This is a genomic window from Streptomyces sp. NPDC056948 (assembly GCF_042674225.1).
Taxonomy (GTDB): domain Bacteria; phylum Actinomycetota; class Actinomycetes; order Streptomycetales; family Streptomycetaceae; genus Streptomyces; species Streptomyces purpurascens.
The window spans coordinates 1-7,362 of sequence record NZ_JBHUQX010000443.1 but is presented as its reverse complement, the minus strand read 5'-3'; the positions used below and the strand labels follow the sequence as shown (position 1 = coordinate 7,362).

Annotated in this window: 6 protein-coding genes; all 6 read right to left on the bottom strand. The window is 71.5% G+C overall.

Annotated features, from left to right (window positions below):
- Window positions 1-190, bottom strand: a 190-nt coding sequence (locus ACFTZL_RS37625) for a hypothetical protein (protein ID WP_382592725.1), incomplete at its 3' end; no start/stop codon positions are given.
- Window positions 187-2,169: a dynamin family protein gene (locus ACFTZL_RS37620; RefSeq protein ID WP_382592722.1), complete on the bottom strand. Its 1,983-nt coding sequence runs from the start codon at window positions 2,167-2,169 to the stop codon at window positions 187-189. The genes ACFTZL_RS37625 and ACFTZL_RS37620, both read right to left, overlap by 4 nt.
- A gap of 55 nt (window positions 2,170-2,224) precedes the next feature.
- Window positions 2,225-4,645, bottom strand: coding sequence for an Hsp70 family protein (locus ACFTZL_RS37615; RefSeq protein ID WP_382592719.1), 2,421 nt, complete (start codon window positions 4,643-4,645; stop codon window positions 2,225-2,227).
- A 40-nt stretch (window positions 4,646-4,685) separates the two neighbouring features.
- Entirely contained in the window at window positions 4,686-4,886 is a 201-nt protein-coding gene (locus ACFTZL_RS37610) for a hypothetical protein (protein ID WP_382592716.1), read from the bottom strand.
- A complete protein-coding gene (locus ACFTZL_RS37605; protein WP_382592713.1) occupies window positions 4,883-5,467 on the bottom strand; it encodes an RNA polymerase sigma factor in 585 nt (194 codons plus the stop codon). Before ACFTZL_RS37605 ends, ACFTZL_RS37610 begins: the two co-directional genes overlap by 4 nt.
- 98 nt (window positions 5,468-5,565) lie before the next feature.
- Window positions 5,566-7,362 (bottom strand): Hsp70 family protein (locus tag ACFTZL_RS37600; RefSeq protein WP_382592711.1); only part of this gene is annotated, 1,797 nt, incomplete at its 5' end.

The following is a 7,362-nucleotide window of genomic DNA, read 5'->3' as shown; positions in this document are numbered from 1 at the left end:
GCGCGTTGACCAGCGTGGACTTGCCGGTGCTGATACGGCCGACCACGGCGACACTCATCTTCCTCCCGGCGCGCTCCCGTTCCGCCTCGAACGCGGCCCGCAGCACCTCCGCCGAGCCGCCGCCACGGGCCATCAGCCGGAGTGCGGAGTCGAAGGCCGCCTTCACCCGGCCGGCCAGGCCGTCGCTCATGCCGCTTCGCCCTCCGAGTACGGTCCGGAGCCGGGCCGGCGGTCGGCGAGCCGGTTGACCGCGCGCACCAGGGCGGCGATCCGCTCGCGGCCGTCCTTGAGCGGCCGCTGTTCGGTCTCGAGTTCGCCCAGCCGTCGGGTCGCCTCCTCCGCGGTGCGCCGGGCGCTCTGCTTCAGCCGCTTCAGGGTGTCGGCGGTGCGTTCCTGTTCGCGGGCGATCCGGCTGTCCAACTCGGCTGTGATGTCCCTGGAGAAGTCGCCGATCGCCTCCTGCGCGGCCTGCTCGATCCGGGGCGCCTGGTCGCGCCGGGCCCGCTGGATGGAGTCGGCGAGCTCACGTCGCCGCTGCTCGATGACGTGCTCCGGGATCTCCCGTTCGACCGTCTCGTACCAACGCTCTTCCGGGGTGTCGAGCACCTTCTTCTCATAAGTCTCGTACACCGGGGAGAAGAAGTCCTTGGTCCGGTTCCAGCCGTGCTTGACCTTGTTCCAGAACCCGGACGGCGGAGGGCCGGAGGCCCGCTTTTTCTCCCTGGTCCTGGTCTCCTTGCGGTAGGTGGCCGGTTTCACGTGCTCCACACGCTCGGTGGGCCGGTGCAGCCGCCCGAACGCGGCGAGGTCCACCACGGGCGGCGCCGGCATCTCGCCGAGTTCGCTGCCGCCCAGCTCCAGGCCGATGTCCCGGGCCAGCACCCGCTGGAGCTCCGCGGCCCGCCGTGCGGCCCATTCGGTGACCGTCGTACGGGCCATTCCCAGGTCGCCGTTGACCCGAAGGGCCAGCAGGTCGGGCTGCTCCAGATGCATGCGCACCGAGAGGTACTCCGTCTCCGCCCGGCTCCACACCCGGTCGAACTCACGCGCCGTGCGCTCGCTCACCTTGGCGCGCAGCCCGTCCAGTTCGTCTTCCAGGCGCTTGCGCCAAGGAGCCGCGCCGGAGGACAGTTCCGCCAGCCGGGCCGACTCCCGCTCCGTCTCCCGGTTGAGCTCGTCCAGCCGGGCCCTGCTGGTGTCGCGCAGCGCGCTCTCCTCCGCCAGCAGCGGATCCAGCAGCGTACGGACGGCCGCGTCCGCCTCGCCCAGCGCGCCGCCGAGCAGGACCCGGGCGCGGTGGCGGGCCAGCCTCGCCCAGAGGACCTCCTCGAGCTGGGGGAAACCGGAGTTGTGGAGCAGCTCCGCGCGCAGCTCGGGATCGTCGCCGCCGATCCCGGCCAGATACTGCTGCTTGAGTTTGCTGGAGACCGGCACGATCAGCACGTCGTCGGGGGACCTGTCCGTGATCGCGGCGATCTTCTTGCGGTTGGCGGCCAGGTCGGTGTCGATGTCCGCCCTCCGGTCCGACTTCGTGAGCACATAGAACATCGCGTCCGGGTGGTCGGCCGCCTTCACGGCGTGCGCCGCCTCGCGCAGGAAGACCGTCTCGCTCTCGGTGAGCGGTTCCTCGGCCGATATGACGAAGACGATCGCGTCGGCGGTGGGCAACTGCTCCTGTGTCACCAGCGTGTGCTCGTGGTAGACGCCCCCGACTCCGGGGGTGTCCACCAGCACCAGACCGGACTTGAGGCGGTGGGAGTCCAGCCTCAGGTCGAGGAGGACCGCCTCGTCCTTCCGGCTGCCGCTCTCGGCCGCGTACTCGCCGATCTGGTCGAGCCTGATGGGCCGTACGACGAGCGAGCCGTCCGGCGCCTTCAGGGTGACGTCGGCGGCCTCGGTCTCCCCCCGGCGGATCGTGGCGGCGATGCAGGTCGCGAAATAGTGGTCGACCGGGAGGATGTTGGGGCGGTCCAGCAGCGCGTTGAGCAGGCTGGACTTGCCGCGCTTGAACTCCCCGCACACCACGACGGTCAGCTCGCCGGAGCGCAGCCGCTCCTGCGCCCCGTACAGCCGGTCCGTCGTCTGCTCGGCGGCCCGGTCCCGGGCCACCTCGACGATGGTGTCGAAGACGGTCAGGATCTCATCGCGGATGGACTCGTAGTCGGCCATTGCCGTCCCCTCCTTTGGGTGGAGATCCCAGGCGGAGATCCCCTCTGGTCACAGGTCAGAGATCCCAGACGTGGATCTCGCGGTCGGTGGCGGCGATCAGGGTGGCGGTGTCCGCGCCGAAGGCCAGGTCGTGGAGGGGGCCGGGGAGCAGCATGCGCTGTGTGGAACGGGGGACTTCCAGGGGCTCGTCGGCTGTCCCCGGCGCGGGCGGCGGAAGCTCCCAGACCGCGATGACACCGCCGGGGTCGGCGGCCGCGAGCAGACGTTCGTCCGCGCTGACGGCGATGAGGTGCGGCTTGACCAGGGCCAGGTCGTGCAAGCGGAAGGCGTGACCGCCGAAACTCCACACGTCCACCGCCTGCGGGACGCTCGACCCCGAAGCAAAGCCGGCCGTTGAGGGCAGGGCGAGCAGTTTGCGCGGGTCATTGACGGTGAGGTGCGAGGGCTGGGCGAGCTGACGACCCTGTACGTGGCAGATGATCACCTGGTTGCCGACCGGGAACGCGGCGAACTCGAGCGCCGGATCGAGGACCAGCTGCTCACCCGTCATGCTGTAGCGCGACAGATCGGTCTCGTTGGGTACCTCTCCGTCGGCGAGACCGGAGATCCGAAGGCGCCGCTGATTGTTGAGTACGGCAAGCCGAGTGCCGTCGGAGGAGAAGGTGGCCGTGAGGCAGGCCCCGTCGAAGGGGACGGATCCATGTGTCTCACCGGAGACGACGTCGACCACGTCGACCTTCTGGGCGTGGCCGCCGCCCTCCATCGGTACGACGGCCAGGAGCGCCCGCGAGGATCCGCCGGACATCACCCGGAAGACCGAGGAGAGCTCCCACAGCCGCTTGAGCCCGTCCGGGTTCCTTTCCCAGCACACCGTCTCCTCGCCGTGCTGGGTCACGACATGGCGGCCACCGGGCACCAGCAGTACACGTCCGAACGCCGTGGCGCCGTCGCCGATGGGCAGGGCGGCGCTCGGCGGGGGCGCGAGGTCCTCCCACGACGGCATGGCGCTCGCGCGGGTGTCGCGCCGCCGTCGCCGCCCCGACGGCTCGCCCCGTCCGGTCGTGACCAGCCAGTCGCCGGAGGAGACCTCGGAGCCGGCCTCCGAGTGGAGCTGGGCCACCGTACCGGCGTGCCCGTCCCCGCGTAATTCCCACAGCCCGCCATCGATCAGCCGGACCAGGGCGAACACCGCGTCGGCGGGGTAGTCGTCGCCGGGTCCGACGTACCACTGCAGCAACTTCCCGGTTCCGCCCGGCAGCTCCCAGGAGAGCGGGACGGTGTGCCCGGCGGGCCGTCCGGCGACCGAGTACCGCTCGGTGGCCGCCCCCGCCCACGCGGCCGCGCCCTGCGCCACCGCCAGCTCCGGGTCCTCCACGCCGCGCAGCAGCCCGGGGAACGCCTGCTCCAGCGCGTCCCTGACGGCCGGCATCCGGGTGGAGCCGCCGACCAGCAGAACGGCCGCCAGCCGGTCGGCGTTCTGCCCGCAGCGGTCGAGCAGGTCCCGGCAGCGGGCGACGGTACGGGTGAGGAGGGGCGCGGTGAGTTCGGCAAGCCGGGCGCGGTCGAGGCCGACGGGCAGGCCCGCGGAGCGGAAGTAGTCCTCGATCTCCGCCTCCACGCTCAGCCGGTGCTTGAACCGGTGCGCGAAATCGCCGAGGTCGAGAGTGCGCCGCAGCCCGTCATCCGCGTTCGCCGGCGGGCCGGAGGACTTCGCGGAGGACCTCGCGGACGCCTTGCCGCCGCCCTTCTCGTCGTCCTGCTCCGGTCCGGGGTGCAGCCAGGACGAGAGCGCGGCACCACCGCGCCGTACGAGTTCCTCCGCGAGCAGGACGTCGATGTCGTGGCCGCCGCAGTCGTCCAGGGCCGCGTGTCCCAGCACCTCCACGGTCCCGTCCGGGTCGCCCTGCGCCGTGGTCCTGATCAGTGCCGCGTCGAAGGTGCCGCCGCCGAAGTCGTACACCAGAACCAGGCGTCCCGGTTCGAAGGGGGTTCCGGCCAGCGGGGCGAACGCCGCGGCCACCGGTTCGGGCAGCAGATCGACGGCGGTGAGACCGGCCGCCTCGCCGGCGCCGATGAGCAGGCCGCGGCGCGGGTCACCGGGGCCGTAGGAGGCGGGGCAGGTCAGCACGGCCCGGGTGATGGGCCGGCCGTACAGCCGTTCCGCCTCCCCACGCATGGCGGAGATCAGCGCGGTCACCAGCTCCTGCGCCTGATAGGAGGCGTCGCCGAGCACCAGTGGGGTGCTCTCGCCGAGGTTCCGTTTGAACTCGCTGCGGAAGGAGGACGGGTACATGGCCTTGCGGTGCTCGGCCGGTGTGCCGACCAGCAGCCGTGACCCCTCCCAGGACACGGCCGAGGGCCACGCCCAGGAATCGCCCGAGGGCTCCTTGACCATGCGGACCCGGCCGTCGGCGAGCAGCGCCACGGCCGAGGTGGAGGTGCCGAAGTCGATGGCGAGTACGGGTTCGTGCGCCATGGGGCGGGAGCCGCCTTTCATTCGGGCCGTACGGAAGGCTTCAGAGTTGACGGGCAGGCATGTGGTCCAGCGCTTCGGCGACCAGCGTGTCCCAGGACACGTCGTCGATCTGCGGCAGGGGCAGGACGGTGAGCAGGGCGTGCAGCCGGGCCAGGATCTCGGGCGTGGCCACCGTCTCCGGGTCCGGGTTGTCCGGTGGTTCCGGGGGGTTCGGCAGGTGGTCCCGCCGTTCCTCGTTCATTTCGGTCTCCTCTTCGAAACGGGGCGGGCATCGGTTGTGTCGTCGAGCCGGAGCAGCTCCAGCAGATCCAGCCGGGCCCGGGACAGACGGCTCTTGACCGTGCCCATCGGTATCCGGAGCACATGCGCGATCTCCTCGTAGCTGCACCCGCACAGATGCCGCAGGACGACGACCGCGCGGAAGTCGACGTCCAGCGCGGCCAGTGCCTGCTGCACGCGCAGACCGTCGGTGACGCGTCCGTCCACCGCACGGACGGGCTCCGTGGGCAGTAAGTCGTCGCCGACGGGGCACGGGCGACGGCCCCGCTGCGCGATCTCGGCCTTCGCGGCGTTGACGGCGATGGCGCGCAGCCACGTCGTGAAGCGGGCCTCGGAGCGGAACCCTCCGATGGCGCCGGTCACGCGGATCAGCGCGTTCTGGCAGGCGTCCAGGGCGTCCTCCCGGTTGCCGGTGATGCCCGCGCACACGGTCAGCACCGTGGTGCGATGCCGGCGCAGTAGTTGTTCGAGCGCGTGCCGGTCGCCCTTCACCGCGCGCGGTACGAGTTCCTCGTCGCCCAGACCCGTCAGGTCCTGCGACATCACGTTCCCCAACCCCAACCCCCCACAGGTGTGCCCTCGTCAGTCGCGTCCGCCGACCGCGTGGCGGAGAACCGACGTCCGATGGCCCATAGATCGGTCTAATGGCGGAAAAGTTCCCCGTTCCACACGGATACTTTTCCGCCACCGGCCAGGGCCAGTCGGGTTCCGTCGTGGGACCAGGCGAGATGGGTGATCGGGGCGGGGGAGTGGGCGAGTTCGGTGACGGGCGCACAGGAGGTGCTGTCCACGATCCGGCACCAGCCGGTCTTCAGCGCGATCGCCAGGGTCCGGCCGTCCGGTGAGAACTCCAGGGCGGTCGGGGCAGTTGTCGTCAGCTCCGCCTCACCTACTCGAATCGTCGCCGTGGTCGCGGACCGGCCGTGCAGGGACGATTCGGTCACCGCAACCGGGCCGTCGGGGTGCACGGCCGCTATCCGCAGATTCCTGCGCAGGGCGAGGGGCCTCTCCCCGACGATCCGCCCGGCGCCCTCGCCACACGCCACCAGCGCGACAGCGGCCTGTTTCGACGCCCAGACGACGTCGCGCCTTCCTGAACACGAGCCCATCAGAAGCTGCTCAGGTACCGCTGCCTTCCGGGCCGTCAGGTTCAGCACGTGCCGGTCCTCGCCGCGAGCGGTGTCGATCGTCCAGAGGGAGACCGAGGGCTTCGGCGCATCCGGATTCTGTGTGACGGCCACGACCAGGTGGTCCGGACCCACGGGCAGCGCCTGCACTACGCGAACGCCTCGGGCGCAGCCGGAGGGAACCAGCCCGACCCGTTCACGCCCCGCCCGTTGGCCGTTCAGCGCGAGAAGGAGCGCGGTCCGGGAGTCCGGGTCGGCCACCATCAACGCCTCGGCCCCGGGTTCGAACCGTGCTTCCCCTTTCGGCAGGCGGTACGCCGCGACCGTTCGCGCTCTCTTGCCTTCCGCCCATTCCCGCACACCGTGCGCAAACGCGAGCCTCAGCGTCCCCTCCCTGGTCCAGTTGATCGCCCTGACCTCGTTCGCGGCTGCTTGCAGCAGCGGCACCTGGGTATCCGGTGCCGCCTCCGCCGTCGTGACCAGCCAGTCCCCCGAGAGGAACCGCCCGCCCGGCTCCGCGTGCCAGCGCCGGATCTCGCCGCCTCGCTCCGCCCGCAGCCGGTGCAGGGTGCCCTCCACCGACCGTACGTCCGCGACCACGGCGCCCGCCTCGTACGCCTCCCCCTCCGCGACCACCGGACCGAGGAAGACCCCGGAGCCCCCCGGTACCGTCCATGCCAGAGGTTCCGTCCCGGGCGGCCTGACGGTGGGCCGCAGCTCACGGGACGGAGCCTGCGAGGCCCAGGCCGCCGCCCCCCGCACCACGGCGAGTTGGGGATTCTCCACGTGCCGCACCGGGACGCCCAAGTTCCGTTCGAGGTGCTCCCGGACCACCGGGCTGCGGCTGCTGCCGCCGGCCATCAGCACGGCCGCGAGCCCCTCCGGCCGGACATCCGCCTTCGCGAGCAGGTCGCGGCAGCATTCCACGGTCCGGTCGATCAGTTTGTCCGCCATGGAGTCCAGTACGGCGCGCTCCAGCAGTACGACATCACCGCCGGGGGAAAGGTCCTCCACCTGGCCGGCGGTGCTGAGGTCGTGCTTCAGCTCACGCACGAAATCGCCCGTCGCGATCCCGCCTCGCAGCGCCGTGACCTCGTCGGCGTCCTCCGGTACGCCGGAGAGGCCCGTGTGGCGCTCGGTCAGATGCCGCAGGAGCGCCGCGTCCAGGTCCCGGCCCCCGCAGTCCTCCAGCGAGGCGTGACCGAGCACCTCGTGCGGTGCCCCGTGCCGCCCGGTCCCGATCCGCACCACGGCGGCGTCGAAGGTGCCGCCTCCGAAGTCGTGTACGAGGATCACGTCCCCGGCGGCGAA

Excerpts from the sequence above, each read along its gene's own strand:
- ACFTZL_RS37620 (WP_382592722.1), bottom strand. The coding sequence starts at position 2,169 with ATGGCCGACTACGAGTCCATCCGCGATGAGATCCTGACCGTCTTCGAC.
- ACFTZL_RS37615 (WP_382592719.1), bottom strand. The coding sequence starts at position 4,645 with ATGGCGCACGAACCCGTACTCGCCATCGACTTCGGCACCTCCACCTCG.
- ACFTZL_RS37610 (WP_382592716.1), bottom strand. The coding sequence starts at position 4,886 with ATGAACGAGGAACGGCGGGACCACCTGCCGAACCCCCCGGAACCACCG.
- ACFTZL_RS37605 (WP_382592713.1), bottom strand. The coding sequence starts at position 5,467 with ATGTCGCAGGACCTGACGGGTCTGGGCGACGAGGAACTCGTACCGCGC.